The 26173-nt window shown below is 73.4% G+C and carries 21 protein-coding genes; 7 read left to right on the top strand and 14 right to left on the bottom strand.

What is annotated here, in order from left to right; all coding sequences use genetic code 11:
- Positions 1–349: 349 nt before the first annotated feature.
- Positions 350–1357 carry a stage II sporulation protein M gene (locus ABZY20_RS20990; RefSeq protein ID WP_356442999.1) on the bottom strand — a complete coding sequence of 336 codons (1008 nt, stop codon included), beginning with the start codon at positions 1355–1357 and terminating at the stop codon, positions 350–352.
- A gap of 139 nt (positions 1358–1496) precedes the next feature.
- Between ABZY20_RS20990 and ABZY20_RS20985 the strand changes: the two genes are divergently transcribed.
- Positions 1497–2474 carry an RDD family protein gene (locus ABZY20_RS20985; RefSeq protein WP_356442998.1) on the top strand — a complete coding sequence of 326 codons (978 nt, stop codon included), beginning with the start codon at positions 1497–1499 and terminating at the stop codon, positions 2472–2474.
- A gap of 38 nt (positions 2475–2512) precedes the next feature.
- On the opposite strand, the gene ABZY20_RS20980 is transcribed toward ABZY20_RS20985, so the two are convergent.
- Complete coding sequence (locus ABZY20_RS20980; protein ID WP_356442997.1) at positions 2513–3124, bottom strand: hypothetical protein; 612 nt, start codon at positions 3122–3124, stop codon at positions 2513–2515.
- Between the two features lie 134 nt (positions 3125–3258).
- The gene (gene ahcY, locus ABZY20_RS20975; protein ID WP_356442996.1) at positions 3259–4716 is read right to left on the bottom strand and encodes an adenosylhomocysteinase; all 1458 of its coding nucleotides are present in this window, start codon (positions 4714–4716) and stop codon (positions 3259–3261) included.
- A 480-nt stretch (positions 4717–5196) separates the two neighbouring features.
- On the opposite strand from ahcY, the gene lepB reads away from it, so the two are divergent.
- Positions 5197–5886 carry a signal peptidase I gene (gene lepB, locus ABZY20_RS20970; RefSeq protein WP_356442995.1) on the top strand — a complete coding sequence of 230 codons (690 nt, stop codon included), beginning with the start codon at positions 5197–5199 and terminating at the stop codon, positions 5884–5886.
- 97 nt (positions 5887–5983) lie between these two features.
- Here lepB and ABZY20_RS20965 read toward each other — a convergent pair whose 3' ends face one another.
- The 7 genes from ABZY20_RS20965 to ABZY20_RS20935 form a co-directional block, all read right to left on the bottom strand.
- On the bottom strand, positions 5984–6964 hold the full coding sequence (locus tag ABZY20_RS20965; RefSeq protein WP_356442994.1) for a cation diffusion facilitator family transporter: 981 nt from the start codon (positions 6962–6964) through the stop codon (positions 5984–5986).
- 154 nt (positions 6965–7118) lie between these two features.
- Complete coding sequence (gene manA, locus ABZY20_RS20960; RefSeq protein WP_356442993.1) at positions 7119–8270, bottom strand: mannose-6-phosphate isomerase, class I; 1152 nt, start codon at positions 8268–8270, stop codon at positions 7119–7121.
- A 95-nt stretch (positions 8271–8365) separates the two neighbouring features.
- Positions 8366–9493 carry an SIS domain-containing protein gene (locus ABZY20_RS20955; protein WP_356442992.1) on the bottom strand — a complete coding sequence of 376 codons (1128 nt, stop codon included), beginning with the start codon at positions 9491–9493 and terminating at the stop codon, positions 8366–8368.
- A 109-nt stretch (positions 9494–9602) separates the two neighbouring features.
- A complete protein-coding gene (locus ABZY20_RS20950) occupies positions 9603–9773 on the bottom strand; it encodes a Trm112 family protein (RefSeq protein WP_356442991.1) in 171 nt (56 codons plus the stop codon).
- Between the two features lie 77 nt (positions 9774–9850).
- Entirely contained in the window at positions 9851–11215 is a 1365-nt protein-coding gene (locus ABZY20_RS20945) for a phosphomannomutase/phosphoglucomutase (RefSeq protein ID WP_356442990.1), read from the bottom strand.
- A 104-nt stretch (positions 11216–11319) separates the two neighbouring features.
- Positions 11320–12936 (bottom strand): L-lactate permease, encoded by a 1617-nt coding sequence (locus ABZY20_RS20940; RefSeq protein ID WP_356442989.1) that lies wholly within the window; start codon positions 12934–12936, stop codon positions 11320–11322.
- A gap of 129 nt (positions 12937–13065) precedes the next feature.
- Positions 13066–13488, bottom strand: a complete 423-nt coding sequence (locus ABZY20_RS20935) for a DUF3499 domain-containing protein (RefSeq protein WP_030844668.1) — start codon at positions 13486–13488, stop codon at positions 13066–13068.
- Positions 13489–13782: 294 nt separating this feature from the next.
- On the opposite strand from ABZY20_RS20935, the gene ABZY20_RS20930 reads away from it, so the two are divergent.
- A complete protein-coding gene (locus tag ABZY20_RS20930; RefSeq protein WP_356442988.1) occupies positions 13783–14238 on the top strand; it encodes a metallopeptidase family protein in 456 nt (151 codons plus the stop codon).
- 24 nt (positions 14239–14262) lie between these two features.
- On the opposite strand, the gene ABZY20_RS20925 is transcribed toward ABZY20_RS20930, so the two are convergent.
- The 3 genes from ABZY20_RS20925 to ABZY20_RS20915 form a co-directional block, all read right to left on the bottom strand.
- Entirely contained in the window at positions 14263–15801 is a 1539-nt protein-coding gene (locus tag ABZY20_RS20925; protein ID WP_356442987.1) for a DUF5719 family protein, read from the bottom strand.
- Positions 15798–19478, bottom strand: a complete 3681-nt coding sequence (locus ABZY20_RS20920; protein ID WP_356442986.1) for a glycosyltransferase family 2 protein — start codon at positions 19476–19478, stop codon at positions 15798–15800. Before ABZY20_RS20920 ends, ABZY20_RS20925 begins: the two co-directional genes overlap by 4 nt.
- Before the next feature lie 162 nt (positions 19479–19640).
- A complete protein-coding gene (locus ABZY20_RS20915; protein ID WP_010034659.1) occupies positions 19641–19904 on the bottom strand; it encodes a WhiB family transcriptional regulator in 264 nt (87 codons plus the stop codon).
- Positions 19905–20560: 656 nt separating this feature from the next.
- Here ABZY20_RS20915 and ABZY20_RS20910 point away from each other — a divergent pair.
- The 4 genes from ABZY20_RS20910 (at position 20561) to ABZY20_RS20895 (ending at position 24553) form a co-directional block, all read left to right on the top strand.
- Positions 20561–21067, top strand: coding sequence for a cysteine dioxygenase family protein (locus tag ABZY20_RS20910; protein ID WP_356442985.1), 507 nt, complete (start codon positions 20561–20563; stop codon positions 21065–21067).
- A 133-nt stretch (positions 21068–21200) separates the two neighbouring features.
- The gene (cofD, locus tag ABZY20_RS20905) at positions 21201–22160 is read left to right on the top strand and encodes a 2-phospho-L-lactate transferase (RefSeq protein WP_356442984.1); all 960 of its coding nucleotides are present in this window, start codon (positions 21201–21203) and stop codon (positions 22158–22160) included.
- On the top strand, positions 22157–23473 hold the full coding sequence (locus ABZY20_RS20900) for a coenzyme F420-0:L-glutamate ligase (protein ID WP_356442983.1): 1317 nt from the start codon (positions 22157–22159) through the stop codon (positions 23471–23473). Before cofD ends, ABZY20_RS20900 begins: the two co-directional genes overlap by 4 nt.
- Positions 23474–23551: 78 nt before the next feature.
- Entirely contained in the window at positions 23552–24553 is a 1002-nt protein-coding gene (locus ABZY20_RS20895; protein WP_356442982.1) for a DNA-3-methyladenine glycosylase 2 family protein, read from the top strand.
- Between the two features lie 445 nt (positions 24554–24998).
- On the opposite strand, the gene ABZY20_RS20890 is transcribed toward ABZY20_RS20895, so the two are convergent.
- Positions 24999–26081 (bottom strand): NDP-sugar synthase, encoded by a 1083-nt coding sequence (locus ABZY20_RS20890; protein WP_356442981.1) that lies wholly within the window; start codon positions 26079–26081, stop codon positions 24999–25001.
- Positions 26082–26173 lie beyond the last annotated feature (92 nt).

Raw genomic sequence — 26173 nt, 5'->3', positions numbered from 1 at the left:
CCCTTCGGTCTTGCGTTTCCGACTCTATCAGATCTTTCCGATCCGATTTCCTCGGTGCTTTCCAGGTTCCCGCTTCCGCGTTTCCCTTTCCGGCGGTTCCGACTTTATCAGAGGTTTGGAGCCGGATTGACCGGCCGCTCATTTCCGATTCATCGGGAGTGGCTTCAATGAAATCAGCATTTCAAGAAGCAGGTAGATGTTCACTGCCGCCCTCCGGGACTAGACCCCATCTCCAGGCAACTGTTCGAATCTACCTCCCCACACGCGCCGTGTCAACGGCTCCGGCGGGGCGAAGAGGAGACTAGCAGTTGAACGGACGTGGTCGCACATCCGGCGGTTGTGGGAGCGATCAGGCCGCTGTCGGGACCGTCGCGCTGCGTTCCGCTGCCTCGACGTCGCCGGTCTCTCCCGCACGGGCCGCGCGCCCGCCCAGGACCCAGACGTAGGCGAGGAAGGCCAGTTCCGCGACGACCCCGATGGTGATGCGGGCCCAGGTGGGGAGGCCGGACGGGGTGACGAAGCCTTCGATGGCGCCGGAGACGAAGAGGACCAGGGCCAGGCCGATGGCCATGCCGATGGCGGCTCGGCCCTCTTCCGCGAGGGCCGTGCGCCGTGTGCGCGGGCCCGGGTCGATGAGGGTCCAGCCGAGGCGCAGTCCGGTGCCGGCGGCCACGAACACCGCGGTCAGTTCGAGCAGACCGTGCGGGAGGACCAGGCCGAGGAACGTGTCGAGACGGCCGGCGGAGGACATCAGGCCGAAGCCGATGCCCAGGTTGAGCATGTTCTGGAAGAGGATCCAGATGACCGGGAGCCCCAGGAAGACGCCCAGGATCAGGCACAGGGCGGCGGCCCAGGCGTTGTTCGTCCAGACCTGGGCGGCGAAGCTCGCGGCCGGGTGGCTCGAGTAGTACGTCTCGTATTGGCCACCGGGGCGGGTCAGCTCGCGCAGCTCGCTCGGCGCCGCGATGGAGGCCTGTACGTCCGGGTGGGTGCCGATCCACCAGCCGAGCAGGGCCGCGACGGCCGTCGACAGCAGTGCGGTGGGTACCCACCAGTGGCGTGACGTGTAGACGGCGGCGGGGAAGCCGTGGACGAGGAAGCGGGTGACGTCGTGCCAGGAGGCCCGCCGGGTGCCTGTCACGGCACTACGCGCGCGTGCCACGAGTTGGCTGAGCCGGCCCGTCAGCTGGGGGTCGGGAGCGCTGGACTGGATCAGGGAGAGGTGCGTGGCGGCACGCTGGTAGAGCGTGACGAGTTCGTCGGCCTCGGCGCCGTTGAGCCGGCGCTGCCGGCGGAGCAGGGCTTCGAGGCGATCCCACTCCGCTCGGTGGGCGGAGACGAAGACGTCGAGGTCCATGGGTGTGCCTGCTCCTCGGCTGTTCGTCGGCGGCTCTTAGGGCACTCGTAGTGGATCAGCTTGTCGTACTGCGGTGCGATGCGCCCTCAGCTTGGCAGACTGGGCCTGTCGGGGGCAGGGCAGGGGAAGGACGGCGGGCGTGAGTGAGCTGGTGACGGGCGAGGCTGTGGCATTGGAGCTGCGCCCGGCGAGGCTGCCCAGCAGGGCGCTGGCCGTGCTGCTGGATCTGGTGGCGGCGATGGCGGTCTACGTCGCGGTGACCATCGCGTTGGTGGTGTCGACGGCGTCGCTGGACGAGGCGGCGCAGACGGCGTTGTCGATCGCGACGTTCGTTCTCGTGCTGGTGGGCGTGCCGATCGCGGTGGAGACGCTCAGCCACGGGCGGTCGCTCGGGAAGCTGGCGTGCGGGCTGCGGGTGGTGCGGGACGACGGTGGGCCGATCCGCTTCCGGCATGCGCTGGTGAGGGGTCTGATCGGGGTCATCGAGATCCTCATGACCTTCGGGATCGTCGCCTGCACCGCCTCGTTCGTGTCGGCGCGCGGGCGCCGGCTCGGGGACGTGTTCGCGGGGACCCTGGTCGTGCGGGAGCGGATTCCGGTCACGCGGACCGGGTTCGTCCCGCCTCCGCCGCCCTGGCTGGCGGGGCGGTTCTCGGGGCTGGACCTGTCCGCTGTGCCCGACGGGCTGTGGCTCGCCGTACGTCAGTACCTGACGCGTATGCAGCAGCTGGATCCGCAGGTGGGCTGGTCCATGGCGGTGCGGCTGGCGTCGGATCTGGCCGAACGCACGGGGACTCCGGTGCCGCAGGATGTTCCGCCGGCGGCGTATCTGGCGGCGGTCGTGCAGGAGCGGCAGGCGCGGGAGTCTCGGCGGGCTTTCGGGGGCGGTTCGGCTACGTCCTCGGATCGCGCGACGCCCTCGGGTGAGGGTTCCCCCTCGGCCCCGGCCACGGCTCCCGCTCCGTCTCCCGCCGTCCCTCCCGCCGTGCCACCGGTGGTGCCGCCGGTCGGGCGGCCCGAGGCCTCGTCACGGCCGCCGGAGCAGGAACGGTCCGCGGAGTCTCCGCAGGTTTCGGCCGGTGAGCGTCCCGGCACCGGGTTCGTTCCGCCCGCGTGAAGGGCAGCGCGGCGCGACCGCGACTGCGGCCGGTCCGCTCAGGTGAACACCGACGGTGGTGATTCGAGGTCCTCGAGCTCGATGCCGGGGGCCGCGAGCACCACGTCGCCGGTGAGGTGCACGGTGTGCTGCTCGCCGGTGTCCAGGGCTGTGACCTGGTATTCCTCCACGGTCAGGGGGCCGTTGTCAGTGGCGTGTGCTTCTCTCTTCAGCAAGGTCCACGACTGGTCCACGGTGCGGGGGGCGAGGACCGGGTCCGTGAAGGCGACGAGGCGTACGCGGGTGGCGGCGGAGGGGGTGAGGCGCAGGAGCCGGGCGGTGGCGACGAGGAAGGCCGGGGAGGTGCCGGTGAAGGCGTGGGCGCGCACATTGCCTTCGGTGGCGTCGGTTCCGGTGGGGTCGGTGCGGACCCAGGTGACGCCTTCGAGGGCGGCGCCGCGGACCTGCCAGGCGCCGGCGTGGAGTTCGAGGCGGAGGGGTCGGCCGAGTTCGTCGAGGGTGAGGTCGACGGAGCCGTGGTGATCACCCGAGGGGGTGGTCAGCCGGGAGACGTAGCGCCAGCCGGAGGGGCCGACGGCGCACTGGAAGTGTTCTTCAGCGAGGGGGGTGTGATCGTGCGGATCGTGGAGCGAATAACGGCCGCGGGGCATGGGGGTCCTGGGTCCTGACGGGCTGGGCCGGTCACCGGCCGGTCGGAACGGGGCAGGCCCCCGGCACGGGGGTGCGGGGGCCTGCCTCGGAGATCTGACCGGCGGTGAAGCGACCGGCGGCGGTGCTTCTCGGCTCAGTAGCGGTAGTGGTCCGGCTTGAACGGGCCCTCGACCTTCACGCCGATGTACTCGGCCTGCTCGGGGCGGAGCGTGGTCAGCTTCACGCCGAGGGCGTCGAGGTGGAGGCGGGCGACCTTCTCGTCGAGGTGCTTGGGCAGCACGTAGACGCCGGTCGGGTACTCGTCGGGCTTGGTGAACAGCTCGATCTGGGCCAGGGTCTGGTCCGCGAAGGAGTTGGACATCACGAACGACGGGTGGCCGGTGGCGTTGCCCAGGTTCAGCAGGCGGCCCTCGGAGAGGACGATGATCACCTTGCCGTCGGGGAAGGTCCAGGTGTGGACCTGCGGCTTGACCTCGTCCTTGACGATGCCGGGGATCTTGGCGAGGCCGGCCATGTCGATCTCGTTGTCGAAGTGGCCGATGTTGCCGACGATGGCCTGGTGCTTCATCTTGGCCATGTCCGAGGCCATGATGATGTCCTTGTTGCCGGTCGTGGTGATGAAGATGTCGGCCTTGTCGATGACCTCGTCGAGGGTCGTGACCTGGTAGCCGTCCATCGCGGCCTGGAGGGCGCAGATGGGGTCGATCTCGGTGACGATCACGCGGGCGCCCTGTCCGCGCAGGGACTCGGCGCAGCCCTTGCCCACGTCGCCGTAGCCGCAGACGACCGCGGTCTTGCCGCCGATGAGGACGTCGGTGGCGCGGTTGATGCCGTCGATCAGGGAGTGGCGGCAGCCGTACTTGTTGTCGAACTTCGACTTGGTGACGGCGTCGTTGACGTTGATCGCCGGGAACAGGAGGGTGCCGTCGCGCTGCATCTCGTACAGGCGGTGGACGCCGGTCGTGGTCTCCTCGGTGACACCGCGGATCTCGGAGGAGAGCTGGGTCCACTTCTGGGGGTTCTCGCCCAGGGTGCGGGTCAGCAGCTCCAGGATGACGCGGTGCTCGTCGGACTCGGCGGTGTCGGGCGAGGGGACCTTGCCGTCCTTCTCGTACTCGACGCCCTTGTGGACGAGGAGGGTGGCGTCACCGCCGTCGTCCAGGATCATGTTGGGGCCGCCGGTGGGGCTGTCCGGCCAGGTCAGGGCCTGCTCGGTGCACCACCAGTACTCCTCCAGGGTCTCGCCCTTCCAGGCGAAGACCGGGACGCCCTGCGGGTTGTCCACCGTGCCGTTCGGGCCGACGGCGATGGCCGCGGCGGCGTGGTCCTGGGTGGAGAAGATGTTGCAGGAGGCCCAGCGGACCTGCGCGCCCAGGGCGACCAGGGTCTCGATGAGGACGGCGGTCTGCACGGTCATGTGCAGGGAGCCGGTGACGCGGGCGCCGGCCAGGGGCTGCGCTTCGGCGTACTCCTTGCGGATCGCCATCAGGCCGGGCATCTCGTGCTCGGCGAGGGTGATCTCCTTGCGGCCGAACTCGGCCAGGGAGAGGTCGGCGACCTTGAAGTCCTGTCGGTTCTCGACAGTCGTCATTGCGAGCTGCTCCTCGGGATTGGGTCGAGGGTGGGTACGGCTGGTCTGCGCGGCGGCGGACACAGGGGTGCCCTGAGGAGGACACAGGCATGCCCGCGTACGCGCAGCGCAGTCCGTCGGAGGCCCTCTCTCCCTCGGCCGGTCCGCGGTGGGACCGCCCGACCGCCATCAGCAGCGACGTCTGGCTCCGTCCCAAGCTACACCGGTAGGCGGGGCCGTCCCCAGTCCGCCTCCGAACAGATCGCGCCATCGGGGAGGGCCTGTCGGGGATGCGGCGGGTCTCTCGGGAGCGGGGCGGGAGGGGGAGCGCAGGTCAGGACGGGAGGGGGCGTCGTGGTGGGGGCGGGAGCGGAGAGCGGGAAGCCGACCGGAGGTCGTCGACGGGGCGAGCGGCGCTGGGCACCGCGGGCCCGCTCCGGCCGCGGTACCCCTCCGGCTAGGCTCTGCCGCCGCGGACGGGCCGCGTGATGGAGGAACGTGATGGCGGGCAAGGGGCGGGGGCTGGGGATCGCGGCCGTCGTGGTGGGGCTGGTCGGGTTGTTGTCGGGGGTGGGCGGGCTCGCTTGCGCGCGGGTGGCCTACGGCGGTTCGGTCGTGTCGGGTGAGGCCATGGCGCCGACGTACGGGCGGGGCGACCGGGTCGTCTACGAGCGGATCGACGGGAGCGAGGTGCGGCGCGGGGACGTCGTGCTGTTCTCGGCGCCGGACCGGTACGGCTTCGACGAGCTGGTGCTGGAGCGGGTCGTCGGCGTGGGCGGTGACCGGGTGACGTGCTGCACGGGGGCGGGCGCGGGCACCCGCGTCTCCGTGAACGGGGAGCCGCTGCGCGAGCCGTACCTGAAGAACCCGGAGGCCAGTCGCGGGTTCGCCGGGCAGTCCTATGACGTACGGGTCCCCGAGGGGCGGCTGTTCCTGCTGGGGGACCATCGCGCGGCCGCACGTGACGCGCGGGCGTTCCTCGACGATCAGGGCGGGACGCTGCCCCGTTCCGTGGTCCGGGGGCGGGTGATCGACGACTACACCGTGCCGCTGGTGCTCGGGACGGCGCTCATGCTCGGTGCGCTGCTGGTGCCGGTCGGGGCCGGTCTGGGGATCGCCGCCGTGGTGGTGCGGCGGCGGGCGAGGGCCGCGATGGCGCCGCCTCCGCCGCCGTGGCCCGTGCGGGGCTGAGCCGTCGGGCGGCGAGTCATGCGAAGGCCGTGGGGCCCGCCGAGTCGGTTCGGCGGGCCCCACGGCCTTCGGACGGTGTTCCCGTCGTGGGTCAGCGTCAGTGTGCGGCGTCGGTCGGTGCCGGACCGCCGGGCGAGGCCTCGGGGTCGGGGCCCTTGGCGGCCTCGGCCTCGCTGTAGATGTCCGGTTCGAGGTAGATCACGCGGGCGATCGGGACCGCCTCGCGGATACGGGCCTCGGCGGCGTCGATCGCGGAGGCGATCTCGGTGGCCGTGTCGTCGTGCCGGACGGCGACCTTGGCGGCGACGAGGAGTTCCTCGGGGCCGAGGTGCAGCGTGCGCATGTGGATGATGCGGGTGACGGTGTCGCCGTCGACGACGGCGGCCTCGATCTTCCGGGTCTCCTCGACGCCGGCGGACTCGCCGAGCAGGAGCGACTTGGTCTCGGCGGCGAGCACCAGGGCGATCAGGATGAGCAGGACGCCGATGCAGAGGGTGCCGATGCCGTCCCAGACGGCGTCGCCGGTGAGCAGGGCGAGGCCGACGCCGCCGAGGGCGAGGATCAGGCCGACGAGGGCGCCGAGGTCCTCCAGCAGGACGACGGGCAGCTCGGGGGCCTTGGCGTGGCGGACGAACTCCTTCCAGGAGCGCTTGCCGCGCAGGACGTTGGACTCCTTGATGGCGGTGCGGAAGGAGAACGTCTCGGCGATGATCGCGAAGACCAGGACGCCGACCGGCCAGTACCAGTGCGTCAGCTCGTGCGGGTGCTTGATCTTCTCGTAGCCCTCGTAGAGGGCGAACATGCCGCCGACCGAGAACAGGACGATGGAGACGAGGAAGGCGTAGATGTAGCGCTCGCGGCCGTAGCCGAAGGGGTGCTGCGGGGTGGCCTCGCGCTTGGCCTTCTTGCCGCCGAGCAGGAGCAGTGCCTGGTTGCCGGAGTCGGCGAGCGAGTGCACGGACTCCGCGAGCATCGACGACGAGCCGCTGAAGAGGAACGCCACGAACTTCGCTACCGCGATCGCGAGATTGGCGGCCAGTGCCGCCACGATCGCCTTGGTTCCGCCTGACGCGCTCATGTGTTCGCGTTGTCCCTTCGTACGCCGTTTCCAGGGCCCGGGCACCCGCCTTGGTGCGCCGCCCGGGCTTTGCCCGTGCTTGACGGTGGGCCATTGTTGCAGCCCGTTCGGGCCGCGGTGTCTCAGGTCACCGGCACAGGGGTCGTCGAAACGGTCAGGCGACGACGGTGGCCCGGAAAAGCGTGCCCGTTCCGGACACTTCGGCCTTTTCGCCGGCCGGGACGAAGACGGACGCGCCCGGGGTCAGCTCGTGCTCGCCCGCGCGGACCGTGCCGGCCGTGCAGAGCAGGATCTGCGGGGCGGGGCGGGTGAGGTCGTGGCGGGTGCCGGCCTCGGGGAGGACGTAGCGCGAGAGGCGGAACTCGTCGATCGGCGTCTCGTAGACCTCCTCGCCGTCCGGGGAGGCCTCCGGGCGCAGGACGGCGGGGTCGGCGGCGTGGAAGCGGACGATGCGCAGGAGTTCGGGGACGTCGACGTGCTTGGGGGTGAGGCCGCAGCGCAGGACGTTGTCGGAGTTGGCCATGATCTCGACGCCGAGGCCGTTGAGGTAGGCGTGCGGGACGCCGGCGCCGAGGTAGAGGGCCTCGCCGGGCTGCAGCCGGATGTGGTGGAGCAGCATCGCGGCGATGACGCCGGGGTCGCCCGGGTAGTGGTGGGCGATGTCGGCGTAGGGGGCGTAGGCGCCGCCGAGGCGGGTGCAGGCGGCGGCCGCTTCCTCGACCGTGCGGGCCATCTCCTCGGGGTCGGCGGTGAGGATCGCCGTGAGGACCTCGCGCAGGGCGGCGTCCTCGGGGCCGGCGTGCAGCAGGTCGGCGTAGGGCTTGAGGGAGCCGACGCCGAGGCCGTCCAGGAGGGCGGCGGCCGCGAGCGGGTCGCGGAAGCCGCACAGGCCGTCGAACTCGCTGAGGGCGCAGATCAGTTCGGGCTTGTGGTTGGCGTCCTTGTAGTTGCGGTGGGGGGCGTCCACGGGTACGCCGCGGCTCTCCTCGTCCGCGTAGCCCTCCCCGGCCTGCGTCAGGTCGGGGTGGACCTGGAGGGAGAGCGGGGCCCCGGCGGCGAGGATCTTGAGGAGGAACGGCAGGCGGGGGCCGAACCGGGCGACGGCGGCCGGGCCCAGTTCCCGCTCCGGGTCGGCGTCGATGACCTCGGCGAGCGTGCCCCGGCCGGTCCGCGAGGGCGCGCCGGGGTGGGCGCCCATCCACATCTCCGCCTGCGGCTCGCCGGTCGGTTCGACGCCGAGCAGCTGCGGGATGGCGGTCGGGGAACCCCAGGCGTAGGGGCGGACGGTGTTGTCGAGGCGGTCCATGGGGTCTCTCTGCTGTTCGGTGCGTACGGCGGTGGCGCACCCGGCCGGCGCGCGGGGTCTCCGTGCGTCCGGGTGTCAGGGTGTCCCGGGCAAGATCAGGCCCTCGAAGCGAGCGCCAGGTAAACGGCGGCGAAATCCGTCATGGCGATCAGTTCGGCGAGTGTCTCCAGTTCGTCGCCCGCCTCCGGTTCGAGTTCGCTGATCGGGGTGTCGTGGCTGAGGGCGAGGTCGCGGGCGCTGGGGGCGGCGGTCAGGCCGCCGATGGGGCGGTCGCGCAGCAGTACCACGCGCGCGTGCAGGGCGGGCGGTTCCTCGACGCGGTCCCGGAAGAAGTCGTCGGGGTCGGCGCTGGCGGCGAGCGGGCCGGCGAGCAGGGCGCTGTGCGCGGCGAGTGCCTCGGGCAGCTCGGCGACGACCGCGGGGGTGCCGGACAGCTCGGCGAGGGCGGCGGCGAAACGGCGGCCGGCCGGTCCGGCGGAGATGCCCTCGGTCCAGACGATCGGCAGCGCGTCGGCCAGTTCGGCGGCGAGGGTCTTGGCGGGGTTGCTGTACGTGGCGATCGCGGGTCCGCAGCGTTCGGCGACCCGGTCGAGGCGGTCGGCGACCTTGCCGAGGGCCTCCGGCGGGGCGTCGAGCACGCCCGTGCGGTCCAGCAGCGCGAGCAGCGGGGTGAGCAGGGCCCACAGGACGCCGGGGGCGGATGCGGCGAGGGGCTCGTCCTGGTCGTAGGGGGCGGTCGCCATGGGGACGAACAGGGCGTGCGAGCCGTTGACGGCGTCGGCGAGCGGGGAGCGGCTGGGCGCTACGGCGACGACGGCGCAGCCCCGGCGGTAGGCCTGCTCGGCGAGGACGGTCAGGCCGGGTTCGGAGCCGTCCGGGGTGGTGATGAGGAGCAGGTCGACGGAGCCGACCCAGCCGGGCAGCTCCCAGCGCAGGGCGCCCGCGGCGGGGGCGACACCGGTGGGGGCGAGGCGGGTGACGGGGCTGCCGGCGCCGGCGAGCGTGCCGAGGAGGTCGGCCGCGTGCGTGGCGGCGGCGCCCGGTCCCGCGATGAGGACGGCGCGGGGGCGGCCGTCGGGCTTGAGGTCGTTGATCCCGGCCTCGGCGGCGTGGCGGGCGGCGGTGCGTACGCGGGCGCCGGCTTCCGCGGCGCCGCGCAGCAGGCCGCGGTGGTCGGCCTCGGCGAGGCCTTCCGGGGAGTCCAGCAGCGATTCGTCGAGCATGGGCGGCAGCCTCCGGTCGCCGGGGTCCGTCAAGGGGTGTCGTCCAGGGTCGATGCCCATTGTGCCGACGGGCATGCGTCCCGGTGGGGCGTAAGGGTGCCGCCGCCGGTCACGCGGGGCGGCGGGCCTCGTCGACGAGGAGCACGGGGATGCCGTCGCGGACGGGGTAGGCCAGCCCGCAGTCGGCGGAGGTGCAGACCAGTTCCGCGTCCTGCTCCTTGAGCGGGGCGTGGCAGGCGGGGCAGGCGAGGATCTCGAGGAGTCCGGCTTCGAGGGGCATGGGGTTTCCTTCGCGTCGTGCGCTGGGTCCGTGCGCGGGGCTTGTGCGGTTGTGCCTGGTCAGATTACCGCCGGAGGTCAGGCCCGGATGATCCCCAGCACCTCGTCCCGCACCCTCTCCATCGTCGCGGTGTCCCTGGCCTCCGCGTTCAGGCGGAGCAGCGGCTCGGTGTTGGAGGGGCGGACGTTGAACCACCAGTCGGCGGCGGAGACGGTGAGGCCGTCGAGCTCGTCCAGGGCGATGCCGTCGCGGCCTTCGTAGGCCGAGCGGATCGCGGCGAGGCTGGCCTGCTGGTCGGCGACCGTGGAGTTGATCTCGCCGGAGCCGGCGTAGCGGGCGTACTCGGCGACGAGTTCGGACAGGGGGCCCGGCTGGCCGCCCAGGGCCGCGAGGACGTGGAGGGCGGCCAGCATGCCCGTGTCGGCGTTCCAGAAGTCGCGGAAGTAGTAGTGCGCGGAGTGCTCGCCGCCGAAGATGGCGCCGGTGCGGGCCATCTCGGCCTTGATGAAGGAGTGGCCGACGCGGGTGCGCACCGGGGTGCCGCCGTGCTCCTTCACGACCTCGGGGACCGACCAGGACGTGATCAGGTTGTGGATGACCGTGCCCTTGCCGCCGTGCCGGGCCAGTTCGCGGGCGGCGACGAGGGCGGTGACGGCCGACGGGGAGACCGGCTCGCCGCGCTCGTCGACGACGAAGCAGCGGTCGGCGTCGCCGTCGAAGGCGAGGCCCAGGTCGGCGTCCTCCTCGCGGACCCGCTTCTGCAGGTCGACGAGGTTGGCCGGGTCGAGGGGGTTGGCCTCGTGGTTGGGGAAGGTGCCGTCGAGCTCGAAGTACATCGGGACGAGCGTGAGGGGCAGGCCGGCGAAGACCTCGGGGACCGTGTGCCCGCCCATGCCGTTGCCGGCGTCGACGACGACCTTCAGGGGGCGGATGGCGGTCAGGTCCACCAGGGAGCGCAGGTGGGCCGCGTAGTCCGGCAGCGTGTCACGGCCGCTGATCGTGCCCTGCGCGGCGGCCGGTTCCGGGCCGCCCGACTCGCTCCAGGCCTCGACCAGCTCGCGGATCTCGGCGAGACCGGTGTCCTGGCCGACCGGTGCCGCGCCCGTGCGGCACATCTTGATGCCGTTGTACTGCGCCGGGTTGTGCGAGGCGGTGAACATGGCGCCCGGCAGGTTCAGCGCGCCCGAGGCGTAGTACAGCTGGTCCGTCGAGCACAGGCCGATCTCGGTCACGTCGGCGCCCTGGGCGGCGGCGCCGCGCGCGAAGGCCCGGGACAGGCCGGGCGAGGACGGCCGCATGTCGTGCCCGGTGGCGATGGCGCTCGCGCCGGTGACGCGTACGAAGGCCGCTCCGAAGAGCTCGGCCAGGGACTCGTCCCACTGGTCAGGGACGACCCCGCGTACGTCGTACGCCTTCACGACCTGCGACAAGTCAGCAGCCACGGCCAACCTTCCTGGAAAAGTACTGTCGGTGCGCCCAAAGCTACCCCCGCCCGCCGACAGCGCGCCGTGGGGATGCCCGCAGGACCTCAGGGCGTCCCCTCGGCTCAGGGCAGCATCCAGCCCAGGACCGGGGTGCTCTGGCCGACCACGATCAGGCACATCACCAGCAGCAGGCCCAGGCTCCAGGGCAGCACCTTGCGCAGCAGGTCGCCCTCGCGGCCCGCGAGTCCGACGGCCGCGCAGGCGATGGTGAGGTTCTGCGGGGAGATCATCTTGCCGAGGACACCGCCGGAGCTGTTGGCCGCGGCCAGCAGGTCGGGCGACAGTCCCGACTCGCGGGCGGCGGTCACCTGGAGGGCGCCGAAGAGGGCGTTGGCGGAGGTGTCCGAGCCGGAGACGGCGACGCCGAACCAGCCGAGGACGGGTGAGAGGAAGGCGAGCCCGGCTCCGGCCGCCGCCACGAAGTGGCCGATCGTCCCCGCCTGGCCGGAGAGGTTCATGACGTAGGCGAGGGCCAGGACGGAGGTCACCGTCAGGATCGCGAAGCGCAGCTCGTGGACGGTCGCGAACCACTCCTTGACCGCCACGCGCGCGTGGACCCCGAGAACGGCTGCCGTGCAGAGGCCGGCGAGCAGCACGAGGGTGCCGCCGGTCGACACCAGGGGCCAGGTGAAGACGTTGCCGCCGACGGGTTCGCCGTCGGGGCCCGCCACGTCGAGGAACGGCCAGTCGTAGGTGCGGGTCGCCCGGGCCAGCCAGTCCTTGACGGCGGGGATCTGGGCCGCGGAGAAGACCGTGACGATCAGCGCGTAGGGGGCGTAGGCGCGCAGGACCTCGCGGGGCGGGTCCTCGGCGTCCAGTTCCTCGCTGCGCGCGCCGGTCAGCACGGAGGCGCGTACGGACTCGGCGGCGGGCACGCGCGCGTGCGGGACGGCGACCAGGGCGCCCGCGCCTGCCAGGGCGGCGCCGATGTCGGCGAGTTGGGCGGAGACGTAGTTGGACGCGGCGAACTGGGCGACGGCGAAGGCCACTCCGCATGCCAGCGCGGGCACCCACGTCTCGCGCAGGCCCCGCCGCCCGTCCACGAGCCAGACCAGCACGAGCGGCACCACCAGGGCCAGCAGCGGCGTCTGACGGCCCACCACGGACGCCACGGAGTCCAGCGGCAGCCCGGTCACCTGGGCGAGCGTGACGACCGGGGTGCCCATCGCGCCGAAGGCCACGGGCGCGGTGTTGGCGACGAGGGCGACGACGGCGGCGCGCACCGGATCGAAGCCGAGGGCGACCAGCATGACCGCGCTGATCGCGACGGGCGCCCCGAAGCCGGCCAGCGCCTCCAGCAGCGCCCCGAAGCAGAACGCGATGACGAGGGCCTGGATGCGCGGGTCGTCGGAGAGCCGCCCGAAGGACCGGCGCAGGATGTCGAAGTGCCGGGTGCGGACCGTCATCCGGTACACCCACAGGGCGTTGATGACGATCCACAGGATGGGGAAGAGGCCGAAGACGGCGCCCTGGGCGGCGCCGGAGAGGGTCTGGCCGAGCGGCATGCCGTAGGCGAGGAGGGCGACGAGGACGGCGGCGAGGAGACCGATCAGGCCCGCCAGGTGCGCCTTCATGCGGACCCCGCCGAGCAGGACCAGGACGATCACCAGGGGTAGGGCCGCCACCAGGGCGGACAGTCCGAGTGAGCCGGCCACGGGTTCCAGTTCCTGGACGTACACGCGCACCTCCCGGCTTCCGTCATGCGAAAGCGATTTCTCGCGGCTTCAGACGGAATGGTCATGTCCGCGACAAGGTCGCGTCAATGGGCAGGCTGTGGAGAAACGGTCCGCTGGATCAGTGGCCGAGGGTCAGTTGTCGGGCGACCGCAGGACGCGCAGATGGCCTCGCCGGGCGACCTCGCGCGGGTCGGCACCGCGCCCGCCGCCACCGGCCCCGGCCGCCCGCTCCTGGGGACGGGCCGCCTCGCGCACGGCGTTCGCAAGCGCTTCCAGGTCGTCGCCGCTGGGGCGCGCCGGAGCCGAGCCGTCGAGGAGCCGGACGACCTCCCAGCCGCGCGGGGCGGTGAGGCGCTCGGAGTGCTCGGCGCACAGGTCGTAGCAGTGGGGTTCGGCGTAGGTGGCGAGCGGACCGAGGACCGCGGTCGAGTCGGCGTAGACGTACGTCAGCGTCGCAACGGCGGGACGGCCGCAGGCGGTGCGCGAACAGCGACGTACAGGGCTCACGACGTTGGACGGTACCGCACTCTTGAGCGGGCCGCGACGACTCTCCACCAGGTCACCCCACCGTGTCGTGGCGTGATACGTCCCACACACACCTGTGCGCCCACCTTGCTGACCTGCCGCGACCCCGTCGTTCGAGCGATCGAACGTGCGCCCGAGCGATCAGAAGTCGTCACAAAATCCTCAATTGCCGTGAGTTCGCCGCTCTCGTGGAGATACGGAAACGAGCCGAACCTTGGCTTGAACGCTCATGTGACGACACACCGCGCGGGGCGGCCGGAAGCCTCCCGTGCCGCCGTGCGGTGCCGGGCGCCCGGGCCCGCCGGGGACTACCCTTCACCAGTGATGGACAAGCCCGTAACGCCCCGCGCCGCCGCCCCCGGGCCCCGCCGTCGTGATCGACACGGCCGGGGCATGCGCGGCCCGATCGCACCCCCGCAGGTGCCGCTCGCCGCCAGCCGTGCGGACGCGTTCGCCGATCTCGTGCAGGACTCCGTGGAGCGCCTGGAGCGGCGCTGGCCGCAGCTCGCCGACATCGATTTCCTCGTCCTGGAGGTGCCGCGGCTCGACGGGCCCGGCCAGGTCTGGAACGACGAGGCGGTTCCGCTCGGCGGCACGATCGGCGCGCGCGAGGGACGCCCCGCGCGCGTGGTGATCTACCGGCGGCCGGTGGAGATCCGCACCAAGGGGCGCGACGAGCGGGCCGCGCTGGTGCACGAGGTCGTCGTCGAGCAGGTCGCCGAGCTGCTGGGCCTGACGCCGGAGACGGTGGATCCGCGGTACGGCGAGGACCAGGGCTGACCTGCCGGAAACCGGCCGTCCGCCCTACTTCTGCAGCACCGACAGGTCCTCCTCCGCCTCCGGCACCGCCACCGTCCCCCGGTCGTCCGGGAGCGTCTGGACGGTGAACGCGGGGACGCCGTCCTCGCTCGCCGTCAGCGTGCGGGCGCCGTGGACGGGGCCGCCGGAGACCGGCTCGACCGTGAGCGCGTAGGTGCCCTTGAGACCGGCGGGGACCGGGGGCTCGATGTCCTGGGTCGTGCCCGCCTTGATCGTGTACGTCTTCGACACCGGTGTGCCGCCCTCGCTGCCCGCAGAGGCCGTGACCTTGACGGTGGCGGCGCGGCCGGGGGCCGTCAGGGAGAGCGTGCTGCCCTTGGCGCTGTTGTCCACGGACGTCGCGCGCGTGCCGACGGGGCGGGTGGCCGGGATGAACGCCGTCTCCTGCTGCTCGCCCTTGCCGCGCACGACCCGCAGGGCCGCCACCACCGGCACGGACCGGTCCGTGGGCGTCAGCACCAGGGAGCCGGGCTCGCCGCGGGTGACGTCACCGAGGTCGACGGCGGCCGTCATGCCGCCCTTGACGTGCAGCGTCTCGTTCCCGGCCGGGGTGATCAGACCGGTCGGGGAGGCCAGGCGCACCTTCAGGTCCGCGTCGGTGTCGCCGGGCGCGAAGGCGATCAGGCGCACGGAGGTGGCGTCCTTGGGGATGCCGGGCAGGACCAGGCTGCCCGACGGGTCCGCGGACGCGGCCAGCCAGTCGCCGCCGATCTTGTCGTCCAGGGCCTGCACCGCCGCGCCCACGCGCCCGCTGCGGACGTTGACGCGCACGGTGAGGTTGGTCTGCTCCTCGTCCAGCAGGGTGGACAGCAGGACCGGCTCGCTGGAGTGCGGCTGGACGGTGATGTCCTCCCCCACCGCGGACTTCAGGGCGCCGTCCTTGCCGTAGAGCTCGATGTCGACGACGGCGGCCGAGTCGTCCGGGTTCGTCAGGTGGACGTAGTCGGTGCGGTCGGCGGCCGTGCTGGCGCCCGGGAACCAGAAGTCGGTGTCCGGGGGCGTGCAGGTCAGACCCTGCAGGCCGCGGCCGGTCCCGGCGGCGACCTCCGTCGTCTCCTGGACGGTCCAGCCGGGCGCGAACCTGCCGTCCGCCGTCCCCACCAGCGCGGGCGCGTCGGAGCCGGAGCTGTCGCCGGTGGCGGGCTTGCCGGGCTCCCGGGGGGTCAGCACCGGCTTCTCGGCGCCGCCCTTGCCGGACTTGCCGTCGCCCTCGGCCTGGTCGCCGCCGGTGCCCGGGTCCTGCGCCGGGTCCTCCTGGGCCGCCGCGCGGAGTTCGGCCTTGCCGCCGCTGCCGGTGCCCCGGGTGACGGGCGTGAAGGAGGTGTACGACGTCTCGGCGATCTCCGAGGTGCTCGGCGCCGGGCACAGCAGGCTCGTACGCTCCACGGGCAGCTGGGCGGCCGCCTTGGCGGTGCCGGCCGTGCCCGGGGAGTCCGGGGCGTCCGGGGTGGACAGCGCGGCGAATCCGGTGACGGCGGCGAGCGCGGTCGCTCCGGCGATCAGGGACAGGGTGGTGCGGTTCACTGCTGGCTCCCGTCGGGACGCTCACTGCCCGTGCCGTGGGGGTGGTGCTGCTGCGCCGGGTCGTAGGGCGCGCCGTAGTCCTGGGTGTAGGCCTGGTCGTAGCCCTGCTGGTCGTAGGACGGGGCCGGGGACTGGCCGCCGTAGGCGTACGGGTCGTACTGGCCGCCCTGGTAGGGGTCCGCCTGGTACTGCTGCCCGTAGGCGTCCGACGGGTACGGGGTGTTGCCGTACTGGTCGGCGCCGTAGCCGTACTCGCCTCCCGCGTAGGCCGCCGTGTCCCACTGGCCGTTCTGCTGCTGGGGGACGGCCGCCGGGGGCTGCTCGGGCGGCGGGGGCGTGAACTCCCCGGGCGCGGCGGGCTCTTCGGCCTCGGCCTCCGCCTGGGCGCGCAGGCGCCGGGCGCGGCGGCCCTCGCCGGTGACGGCCTGGGCGGGCACGGCCGGTTCCTCGGGCAGGTCGTCGTCGATGTCGCGGCGCCGGCCCGGCAGGGCGAGCACCACGAGGACGAGGGCGAGCAGGCCCTGGGCCCACAGCCAGGCCGTGTGGCCGATCGGGTCGTCGTAGGTGACGTCCAGTCTGCCGCCGGAGGCGGGGAGTTCGAAGCCCTGGGCCCAGCCGTCGACCGTGGTGCGGGTGAGCGGCTCGCCGTCGAGGGTGGCGGTCCAGCCGTCGGCGGCGGTGTCGGCGAGGCGCAGCACGCGCCCGTCGGGGCCGGCCGGGATCGTGGTGTGGATCTCGACGGGCCCGGCGGCGACGGGCCGCGGGGTGCCGGAACCGGAGGCGGGGACGATGGTGGCGCGCGCGACCTCGCGGTTGATCCGCCACAGCGCGCCGTCGTCCTGCTGGCTGAGCCGGGTCAGGCCGGGCGTGGCGTCGAGGACGCGGGTGACCTCGCGGGGCGCGCCCTGGTGGACCAGGACGTAGCGCACGGCGAAGGCGCCGAGCTGGTCGGCCTGGTCGGCGCCGGAGCCGGCGACCAGGTTGGCGACGACCTTGTCGAGCTCGGCGTTCCCGCCGCCGGCCGCGGCGATCTCGCCGTCGCCGAGGCGGGCGCCGGAGCTGCGGACCAGCATGTAGCCGACGTGGGCGGTGGAGTCGCTGTCGAGGACGAGGGTGCGGGCCTGGTCGCGGGTGCCGGACTCCTCGGCGACGAACGCGGGCACCTGGGTGGGGTCGCGCCGCTCCAGGGGCCCGTCGGCGCCGCGGATCATCCAGCCTGCGGCGATCAGCAGCGGGCCCGCGGCCGAGGCGAAGGCGATCAGCACGGCGACCGGCTGGCGCCAGCCGAAGCTCTGCTCGGCCACGCGCGCGCGTGCCCCGTCGGCGCCGAGCGCGGCGGCCGCCAGGAGGGCGATGCCGTACACGAGGGTGGCGGGGCCGGCCCAGGTGGAGTGGTTGGACAGGACGGCGAAGACGAGGCCGGTCAGGGCGACGGCCCAGGCCGCGCGGATGCCCGACTGGCGTTCCGAGCGCAGCAGGGCGGCGAGCGCGGCCAGCACGACGCCGATGAGCATGAGGCCGCTGACGGTGCCGGGGCCGCCCGGTACGGCGCCGAGCAGGTCGAGGGGGGAGGCGGCCGATGCGCCGTACTCCAGGCCGGCTTCCCGGAAGAAGCCGAACGGCAGCAGCGTCAGCGACCAGGGCGCCAGGATCAGCAGGGGGGTGCCGAGCTGGGCGAGGAACCGCAGCCCGTAGGCGGTGATGTCGGACCGGCGCAGGACCAGCAGGGCGACGCCGAGGAGCAGGGCGATGGGCCACACGATCGGCGTGAACGCGGTGGTGATGGCCAGCAGCAGCGCGTACGCCCAGGTGGCGCGCCAACTGCCGCGGGCGCCGCCCGGGTTCGCCAGGCCGCTGGCGGCGATGCCCGCGCGGGCGACGAGCGGCAGGAGCACGGCCAGCACGGCCGTGCCGAGGCGGCCGCCGGCGAGGGCGCCGGTGGCGGCGGGCAGGAAGGCGTAGACGACGGCGGCCCAGGCGCGCAGCAGCCGGGACTCGACCAGCGGGCGCGAGGCGAAGTACGCCGTGAGGCCGGCCAGCGGCACCGAGCAGACGAGCAGCAGCGTGACGGCCAGGCCGGTGGAGCCGAACAGCAGGGACGCCAGCATCGCGACGAGCGCGAGGTACGGCGGGGCGGAGGAGCTGCCGCCGGCGCCGACGGGGTGCCAGGTGTCGAGGTAACGCGCCCACAGGTCGGACGAGTCGGCCGGGGCCGGGAGCAGGGCGCCGCCCGCGAGCGCGCCGCCGCCGAAGAGTGCGCGGCAGGCGGCCAGGGAGACGAGCAGCAGCACCAGGAAGAGGACGGGCCCGGGTTTGCGCGCGATGCGCTTGAGCCGGGCGAACTGCTCGATCTCCAGGAAGTCGGCGTCGTCGCCGCCGGGTCCGGACTCCACGGCGCCGCCGTGCCGGCCCGCGCCGGAGGCGACTTCGGGGTCGGAGCGGCCGACGAGGCTGCTCGCCACCTGTTCGACGGTGACGCGCACGGTCGCGCCGGGCGGCGGGAACAGCGGCCGCAGCTCGCCCTTGTCGGCCTGGGGCGTGCCCCTGCGCCTGCGTCCGGCGAGGATCCGCTCGGGCCTGAGCAGGGTGCCCATCAGGCCGCGGATCTCGTCGACGGCCTGGCCGGGGACCTTGCCGACGAGGTAGGCGAGGGTGCGCAGCAGCGTGCCGAGCACGACCCGCAGCAGCACCCAGGGGAGCACGGCGGTGCGTGAGTTGACGAGCAGGGTGTAGACGGCGCCGGCCTTGTCGACCTTGTGCGGTGAGGCGGCGGTGCGGCCGACGCAGTCGACCGTGCGGCGCTCGCGGGAGGCCGCCTCGGCGTGCCGGACGACCGCCTCGGGGGCGATCAGGACGCGGTAGCCCGCCGCGTGCGCGCGCCAGCACAGGTCGACGTCGTCGCGCATCAGGGGCAGGTGCCGGTCGAAGCCGCCGAGCTGCTCGAAGACGTCGCGGCGGACCAGCATGCCGGCGGTGGAGACGGACAGCACGGGCCGGACGTGGTCGTGCTGGCCCTGGTCCTGCTCGCGGCGGTCAAGGCCGGTCCAGCGGCGGCCGGAGTTGGCGATGCTGACGCCGACCTCCAGCAGCTGCCTGCGGTCGTACCAGCCGCGCAGCTTGGGGCCGACGACGGCCACGTCCTCGCGGCCCAGTTCGTACTCGGTGTCGACGACGCGGAGCAGCTGCGCCAGGGCGTCCGGTTCCGGTGCGCAGTCGTCGTGCAGCAGCCACAGCCACTGGACCGGCTCGCCGTGCGGGAGCTCGGGCAGGTCGTAGGCGTCGTCGCGCCACGAGCGGGTGACCGGGTCCCAGCCGCTGGGCCGCTTCAGGTACGGCAGCTCCTCCGGGGTGAGCACCGGGGCGGTGCGGTCGCACTCCTCGACGGCCTGGCCGAAGCCGGTGCGGCGGGCCAGGTGGAGCACCCGGTCGTCGCCGAGGGCGTCGGCGACCAGCTGGGCGGAGGCGTCCGAGCTGCCGGTGTCGGCCCCCATCGCGTACTGGGCGGGGCGCTCCTGGCCGAGCAGCCCGGCGAGCGCGTCGGGCAGCCAGCGGGCGCCGTCGTGGGAGACGAGCACCGCGGTCACCACATGACGCGGGAACTCGGGCGGGCGGGCCGGGTCGAACCCGGCTGTGGCAGCGGTGTCGTGAGGAGCTGCCGGATGGCTGTGCACGGACATCGAGGTACGGGCCCCGGTTCGGTGGACTGCGGTGGACGCCTGCGACCGGTGGGGGCTGCGGGGCGTCTCGGACGAGCGACCACACTATCGGCTGTGCAACAGGGCGGCCCGCCGCCTGTGGATAACCCACGGGCGACGGGCCGTTCACGAAGAGGGGTGGGGTCAGACGGCCGCCTTCTTCAGCCGGCGGCGCTCCCGCTCGGACAGGCCGCCCCAGATGCCGAAGCGCTCGTCGTTGGCGAGGGCGTACTCGAGGCACTCGGAGCGGACCTCGCACGCGAGGCAGACCTTCTTGGCCTCCCGGGTCGAGCCGCCCTTCTCGGGGAAGAAGGACTCGGGGTCGGTCTGGGCGCACAGTGCGCGCTCCTGCCAGCCGAGTTCCTCGTCCGCGTCGTCGACCAGCAGTTGCTGCACCGTCTCGGTCATGTGCGCCCCTCGTCCGTCTTTCGCGTCCCCGTGATGTAGCCGTTACCGATTCCGGCTGAACGACACGAGTGAAATTACAAGTGTGCTGCTCCGGGCGAGTCAAGCCGAGATCTGCTATTGGGCCCCGGATTCACTCTGCGGAACCAAGCCCATGCGGAAAGTGTTCAAATCACCATAAAACCTGACACACCAACGGGGCCCGCAGGGGCGCACGTCGTCCGCCGGACCTCTCGCAGACCTGTACGGAGAAGGACGCCCAGAGGTTCGATCTCGTTCCGGCACGCACTCCGAAGCGAACCTGATCACAGTCGCATCACAAGTACGCAACGGGGTTTGTGTGCCCGGATGGACGCCATGTGTCCCGGGAGGGGGGTGGACAAACCTTTCATCTGAGCGATCGACCGGAAGAGGTGAACCTCATCCCACATACCGGGTGCCGAGTTGACAGTGGAGGTGTGAACCGGTGTGCTTGTGGGCATGCTCGCGAACTTGGCACTCACCTCGACCCGCACCGCCGGGTCCCACGGTGCTGCCCGCGCTCGCTGTAGCTGTCGCTGTTCCGGCTGTTGAGCCCACCCGCTCCAGCCGAAGGCCGAACCACCCGTTCCCGGCCTCCGTTCCCTCTGACCTTCTTTCACTGAGGAACCACCCCACCCATGAACAGCGACAGCGACCTCCAGATCGCCGGCGACATCCTCGAAGTCCCCCACCTGCTCCAGGCCCCGCGCGAGCACCCGGCCACGGTCGCCGAGTTCGTCGGCCTCGCACGCTCCCTCGCGGCCGACCGCTCCCAGTGGCAGCACCTCGTCCGCTACGACGCGACCACCCGCTGGTACCACCGGCTGCGCACCGGGCCGGGCTACGAGGTGTGGCTGCTGTCCTGGGTCCCCGGCCAGGGCAGCGGGCTGCACGACCACGGCCGCTCCTCCGGGGTGCTGACCGTCCTGGAAGGCGCGCTCACCGAGCGCACGGAACGGGGCACGCGCGCGTTGCGGGCGGGCGCACAGCGCGTTTTCGCGCCCGGGTACGTACACGAGGTGGTGAACGACGCGCTCGAACCCGCGGTGAGTCTGCACGTGTACCACCCGGGCCTGACCGAGATGCCGATGCACACGGCCCCGCACTGCGAGGCCCTCCCGGAGCCGGGCGCCCTGACCGCCTGACCGGGCGCGCTCGCGTCGGGCTCGCGGGCCGGCCCTCGTGAGCCCGGCGTGAGCACCGGCCGATCGCCGTGGCCGCCGTCCGATCGCCGTGGCCGCCGACCGGTCGTCGGGGCCGCCTGCAAGACTGGTTTCCATGCGCATTGTGGTTCTGGCAGGCGGCATCGGCGGTGCCCGTTTCCTGCGTGGTCTGAAGCGGGCCGTGCCGGACGCGGACATCACGGTCATCGGCAACACCGGGGACGACATCCACCTCTTCGGGCTGAAGGTCTGCCCGGACCTCGACACGGTGATGTACACGCTCGGCGGCGGCATCAACGAGGAGCAGGGCTGGGGGCGGGACGACGAGACCTTCCACCTCAAGGAGGAGCTCGCCGCCTACGGCGTCGGGCCCGAGTGGTTCGGCCTCGGCGACCGGGACTTCGCCACGCACATCGTGCGGACGCAGATGATCGGCGCCGGGTACCCGCTGAGCGCCGTGACGCAGGCGCTGTGCGACCGGTGGAACCCCGGCGTGCGGCTGATCCCGATGTCCGACGACCGCGTGGAGACGCACGTGGCCGTCGAGATCGACGGCGAGCGCAAGGCGATCCACTTCCAGGAGTACTGGGTGCGGCTGCGCGCGTCGGTGCCCGCGCAGGCGATCGTGCCGGTGGGCGCCGACCAGGCGAAGCCGGCGCCGGGTGTCCTGGAGGCCCTGGCCGAGGCGGACGTGATCCTCTTCCCGCCGTCCAACCCGGTCGTCTCGATCGGCACCATCCTCGCCGTGCCCGGCATCCGGGAGGGCATCGCCGACGCCGGGGTGCCGGTGGTCGGGCTCTCCCCCATCGTCGGGGACGCGCCGGTGCGGGGCATGGCCGACAAGGTGCTCGCCGCCGTGGGCGTCGAGGCGACCGCCGCGGCGGTGGCCGAGCACTACGGCTCGGGCCTGCTGGACGGCTGGCTCGTCGACACGGTGGACGCGGCGGCGGTGGAGCGGGTCGAGGCCGCCGGGATCCGCTGCCGGGCCGTGCCGCTGATGATGACCGACACCGACGCGACCGCGGGGATGGCCCGGGAGGCCCTGGCGCTGGCCGAGGAGGTGCGCGGCGCGTGAGCGGCTCGCAGCGGGCTGCCGCCGGGTACCGGGTGTGGGCCCCGGCCGGGCTGCCCGAGGTCACGGCCGGGGACGATCTGGCCAAGCTGATCGCGGCCGCCGAGCCCGGTCTCGCCGACGGTGACGTGCTGCTCGTCACGTCCAAGATCGTGTCCAAGGCGGAGGGCCGGGTCGTCCGGGCCGCCGACCGGGAGGCCGCGATCGACGCCGAGACGGTCCGTGTGGTCGCCCGGCGCGGCACCCTGCGCATCGTGGAGAACCGGCAGGGCCTCGTCATGGCCGCGGCCGGGGTCGACGCGTCCAACACCCCGTCCGGGACGGTCCTGTTGCTGCCCGAGGACCCCGACGCGTCCGCCCGTGCGCTGCGCGACGGCCTGCGGGACGCCCTCGGTGTCGACGTGGGTGTCGTCGTCACGGACACCTTCGGGCGGCCCTGGCGCGCCGGGCTCACGGACGTCGCGATCGGCGCGGCCGGGGTGCGCGTGCTCGACGACCTGCGCGGCGGCACGGACGCCCACGGCAATCCGCTGGGCGCCACCGTCGTCGCCACGGCCGACGAACTCGCCGCCGCGGGCGACCTGGTCAAGGGCAAGGCCGCCGGGCTGCCCGTCGCCGTGGTGCGCGGGCTCCCCCACGTGGTGGCGGCCGACGACGGCGAAGGGGCGCGGGCCATGGTGCGCGGCGCCCGCGACGACATGTTCCGCCTCGGTACGTCGGAGGCGGTGCGGCTGGCGGTGACCCAGCGGCGCACGGTCCGTTCCTTCACGGACGAGCCCGTCGACCCCGGAGCCGTGCGACGGGCCGTGGCCGCGGCGGTGACCGCGCCGGCGCCGCACCACACCACGCCGTGGCGGTTCGTGCTGCTGGAGTCGCAGGAGTCGCGGACGCGGCTGCTCGACGCGATGCGCGACGCGTGGATCGCGGATCTGCGGCGGGACGGCAAGACGGAGGAGTCCATCGCCCGGCGCGTACGCCGCGGGGACGTGCTGCGCAACGCGCCCTGCCTCGTCGTCCCCTGCCTGGTCATGGACGGCTCGCACCACTACGGGGACGCGCGGCGGGACGGCGCCGAACGGGAGATGTTCGTGGTCGCCGCCGGGGCCGGGGTGCAGAACTTCCTGGTGGCGCTGGCCGGGGAGCGGCTGGGGTCGGCGTGGGTGTCCTCGACGATGTTCTGCCGGGACGTGGTGCGCGCGGTGCTGGAACTGCCCGCGGACTGGGACCCGATGGGGGCGGTGGCGGTCGGGCATCCGGCCGGGGAGCCGCTGCCGCGGCCCGAGCGGGACGCGGAGGCGTTCATCGAGGTGCGGTGACGGGCGCCGGACGGCGCCTACCCTCTTAGGGCGGGTCTCTTCCGGATCCTCTCGGGACTTCGTACAAGGACGTCATTCATGGCAGGTCGGTTCGCTCCGCGGCCCTCGCGTACGACGGTGCGCGGTGGCCATGTCGCCGTGCCCGGCGCGGTGCCGCGGCAGGCGGCGGGGCCGGGCCGGGTGCGCGAGTGGGTGCCGGACGGGCCGCTGGACCTCGGTCTGGTCCTCGGGCCGCTGCGGCGCGGGCCGGGCGATCCCACGTTCCGCGTGACGCCGGACGGGTCCGTTTGGCGGGCCTGTCTCACACCGGCCGGGCCCGGGACGCTGCGGGTGTCCGCGCTCGGCGACCGGGTGCGCGGGCAGGCCTGGGGGCCCGGGGCGGAGTGGCTGCTGGAGGGGCTGCCCGAGCTGCTCGGCGCGGCCGACGACCCGGCGGCGTTCGTGCCGCGGCACCGGCTGCTGGCGACGACGCGGCATCGGCGTCCGGGGCTGCGGCTGACGCGCAGCGGACTGGTTCTGGAGTCGCTGATCCCGTCGATCCTGGAGCAGAAGGTCACGACCGTGGAGGCCTACCGGGCGTGGCGGCTGCTGGTGCGCGGGTTCGGGGAGCCTGCGCCGGGGCCCGCGCCCGAGCGGATGCACGTGATGCCGGCGCCCCGCACCTGGGCGCTGATCCCGTCCTGGGAGTGGCATCGGGCCGGGGTCGACAACAAGCGGGCGTCGACGATCCTGCGGGCCGTGCGGGTCGCCGCGCGGCTGGAGGAGGCCGTGCGGATGGAGCCCGGGGCCGCCCGGGCGCGGCTGGAGGTCGTCCCCGGGATCGGCCCGTGGACCTCTGCGGAGACGGTGCAGCGCAGCCACGGGGCGGCGGACGAGGTGACCGTGGGGGATCTGCATCTGCCGGGGATCGTGGGGTGGGCGCTCGCCGGGGACCGGGACGCGGACGACTCCGTGATGCTGGAGCTGCTGGAGCCCTACGCGGGGCATCGGCACCGGGCCGCCCGGCTGATCCTGCTCAGTGGGAGGACGCCGGCACGCCGGGCGCCGAAGATGCCCCGGTGGGACATCGGGCAGCTCTGAGACGGCGCCGCCGGTCGGCCGGTGCCCGGCGTCACAGCTCTACGGCGCTGCCCCCTCGGCCGGAGCCCGGCGTCATGCTCTGCAGCACCGCCCCCTCGGCCGGTGCCCGGCGCCGGAGCGGCGTACCGCTGCGGCGCTGCACACCGGCAGGTGCCCGGCGTCGGTGCCGGGGCGGGGCGTTGCGCAGCCCGGCAGAGCGGGGTGCCGCTGCGCCCACCCGTGCCGCCCCTTGCGGCACGCATGCCCGCAGCTGGACCCCTCGGCCGGAGCCCGGCATCGGAACCGGGTACCCCCGCGGCGCTGCACACCGGCAGGTGCCCGGCGTCGGTGCCGGGGCGGGGCGTTGCGCAGCCCGGCGGAGCGGGGTGCCGCTGCGCCCACCCGTGCCGCCCCTTGCGGCACGCATGCCCGCAGCTCGGCCCCTCCGCTGCGCGCGGGGCGGTGCCTACTGGTCCGATGAGAAGCGCACCGCTCCCGCCGGGATGCGGGCGTCGCACCAGATGCGGGCGCCCTCCAGGAGTTCGTTGTCGGGGCCTATGACCGCGCCGTCGCCTATCACCGTGCCCGTGAGGACCGAGCGTTCGCCGACGCGGGCCCGGGTGCCGATGAGGGAGTCGGTGATCACCGCGCCCGGTTCGATCACCGCGCCCGGCAGGATCGTGCTGCCGAAGACCCTCGCGCCCTCGGCGACGAACGCGCCCTCGCCCACCACCGTGCCGCCGGACAGTTTCGCGTCGGAGGCGACCCGGGCCGTCGGCAGGACCAGGCGGTCACCGCAGCGTCCGGGCACGGCGGGCGACGGCGCCCGGCCCAGCACCAGATCCGCCGAGCCCCGCACGAACGCCGCCGGGGTGCCGAGGTCCAGCCAGTACGTGGAGTCGACCATGCCCTGGAGGTGGGCGCCCGCGGACAGCAGACCGGGGAAGGTCTCCCGCTCCACCGACACCGGCCGGCCCAGCGGGATCGTGTCGATGACCGAGCGGCGGAAGACGTACGCGCCCGCGTTGATCTGGTCGGTGACGATCTCCTCGGGCGTCTGCGGCTTCTCCAGGAACGCCAGCACCCTGCCCGTGCCGTCCGTGGGGACCAGGCCGTAGGCGCGCGGGTCCGTGACCTTGGTGAGGTGCAGGGAGACGTCCGCGCCCGTCGTCTCGTGGGTGTCGACCAGGGCCCGGATGTCCAGGCCCGTCAGGATGTCGCCGTTGAAGACGAGGACCGGGTCGTCGGGCCCCGAGTGCAGCCGCGACGCCACGTTGCGGATGGCGCCGCCCGTGCCCAGCGGCTCCTCCTCCGTCACGTACTCCAGGTGCAGGCCGAGCGCGGACCCGTCGCCGAAGTACGGCTCGAAGACCTCGGCCAGGTAGGACGTGGCCAGGACGATGTGCTCCACGCCCGCCGCTCTCGCTCGCGCGAGCTGGTGCGTGAGGAAGGGCACCCCGGCCGCCGGGACCATGGGCTTGGGCGTGTGCACCGTGAGCGGGCGCAGCCGGGTGCCCTTGCCGCCGACCAGGAGGATCGCTTCTGTCACGTGTCGTCTCTGCTTCCTGCCGGGACCGGCCGAACTGTCTTTCGGCCGGTCAGTGTATGCAGACCGTTCCGTGGCGCCTTCGCTGGCCGTGC

Origin of the sequence: Streptomyces sp. NPDC006624 (assembly GCF_040611555.1) — a bacterium.
Taxonomy (GTDB): Bacteria; Actinomycetota; Actinomycetes; order Streptomycetales; family Streptomycetaceae; genus Streptomyces.
This window is presented reverse-complemented; position numbering and strand designations above follow the sequence as displayed.